We start from the raw sequence: 1804 nt of genomic DNA, 5'->3' as shown, positions 1-1804 counted from the left end.
AGCACGACACCCGCTGCGCCCGTACCCACCCCGGGCTGCTCGAGGGCCTGGCCGCGTTCACCGACGACACCCACGCCGCGCTGGGCGACCTCGGCTACGAAGGCGAAGCCGACCGGCTCACCGTGCCCATCAAACTCGCCCCCGGCCGCGGGCAGACGGTCAACCAGCGCACCGTCAACACCCTGCACTCAGCCCTTCGTGCTCTGGCCGAACGCGGAAACGCCCTGCTCAAGACCACCTTCGCCGCGTTGCGGCGAGTCACGCTATGTCCCTGGCGCACCGGCGCGATCACCGCAGCTGCGCTCGTACTACTCCACACCGAGTACGACCGCACGACATGATCAACCCGCTACTGAGAACACCTCAGTGCCGCGCGGCGCCGTCGGCGCCGCCTTGACGAAGCAATGGATAGTTGCGACACCGCACCGCTACCGTGACACCAGCGGCAGGTCGATCGCGGGAGGACGCTCTGACCTACGACTCTTTGGGCTGTGGCTTGGCCTGCTTGGCACGAGGGGTGCCGTGGTCGGCACGGCCGCCATGTTCGTGACGCATGTGAGGCGCCGCCCCGACCGCGACGTGCCGCGTTGGCTCCCGATGAGCTTCTTGGTGCTCAGCCTCGGCATGGTCGTCAACACCGTCGGCACGATGAGCGAGTGGTGGGCGGTATTCATCGTCGGCACTCTCACCGCCATGGGAAGCATCGTCTACCTGGTTCGACGTTCCCTACTCCTCCGTCGTAGCGGTGGGAAGCCAAAGACCGACACCGGACCGCCCGAGGTCTGAGCTGCTACAGCGCTACCTCCACCGGCAGGAAGACGCTGGCTGCGATACCTGAATCTCGCCCTCGCCGAGGCTCGACGGCCTGCCCGTCAGCTCCTCGAACGGACTTGGCCCACGGCACCTCGGTGATCTCGTGCTGCTCGAACAGGAACGACCCAACTTCGGTCAAGACCTCCATCGCGGCACGGGCAGAGTCGCGGAGCTGCTGTCAGGTGTCGTGCGGGGCCGTCACCCGGGTCGGACGCAGCTCCAGGAGCTCAGCGACGCTCATTGACCGGGGTCATCTGCCGGCCCAGGATCTCCGGCCACAGGTACGCCTCGTCGATGTTTCGGCCGGCACCTCGCCAGCTGCAGCCCCATGGACGCCACGCGAGCTGCGGCACAGCTTCGTGTCCCTGCTGCCCGACAGCGGCATGACCGTCGACCAGATCGCCCGGCTGGTCGGCCACGCGAGCAGCAGCTCGGTCACCGAACTCGTCTACCGCAAGCAGATCCGCCCCGTGATCGACGAAGGCGCCACCGCCATCAACGACCTGTTCCCCGGGGAACAGCAATAGTCAGGCAGTTGGGCAAGCAGGACCCATCGAACACACGAAACCCCTGGTCGGTTCTCTCACTACAAGGAACTGACCAGGGGTTTTGACTGTGGGCGATACTGGGATCGAACCAGTGACCTCTTCGGTGTGAAGCAATTTCCGTGAACGTCTCATGTCGGGATCGCCCTGGTGGATCCTCGTGGCGCGGTCCTAGGGCGTCCCGACGTGTCCCCGTCAGTCCGTGGCCGTTGATACTCAATTAGCTACTCAGAAGCGCGAGCTTGCCTTGCGATGACCGACGGCACTTCGTGCAGCCCCCGGACGGCGCTACACCCGCAGGGAAGGCAGCGGCGGCGGGCCCGTCGAGACACTGTCTACCCCTCCCTCGGCGGCTTGACAGGTGGGGGCGCCGCCGCGATGATGGCCCGCTGCTCGTACACTTGACCGCATAAGCGCACGAGCGAGGCAACGAGGAGAGTGTGAAC

The 1804-nt window shown here is 66.1% G+C and carries 3 protein-coding genes; all 3 read left to right on the top strand.

The window, feature by feature from the left end; genetic code table 11:
- Positions 1 to 341, top strand: a 341-nt coding sequence (locus tag Ae505Ps2_RS33490; RefSeq protein WP_249265284.1) for a transposase family protein, incomplete at its 5' end; no start/stop codon positions are given.
- Between the two features lie 181 nt (positions 342 to 522).
- Complete coding sequence (locus Ae505Ps2_RS16700; protein ID WP_075307001.1) at positions 523 to 786, top strand: hypothetical protein; 264 nt, start codon at positions 523 to 525, stop codon at positions 784 to 786.
- Between the two features lie 386 nt (positions 787 to 1172).
- The gene (locus Ae505Ps2_RS34265; protein WP_337819515.1) at positions 1173 to 1340 is read left to right on the top strand and encodes a hypothetical protein; all 168 of its coding nucleotides are present in this window, start codon (positions 1173 to 1175) and stop codon (positions 1338 to 1340) included.
- Positions 1341 to 1804: the final 464 nt, after the last annotated feature.

This window comes from Pseudonocardia sp. Ae505_Ps2, assembly GCF_001932425.1.
Classification (GTDB): Bacteria; Actinomycetota; Actinomycetes; order Mycobacteriales; family Pseudonocardiaceae; genus Pseudonocardia.
This window is presented reverse-complemented; position numbering and strand designations above follow the sequence as displayed.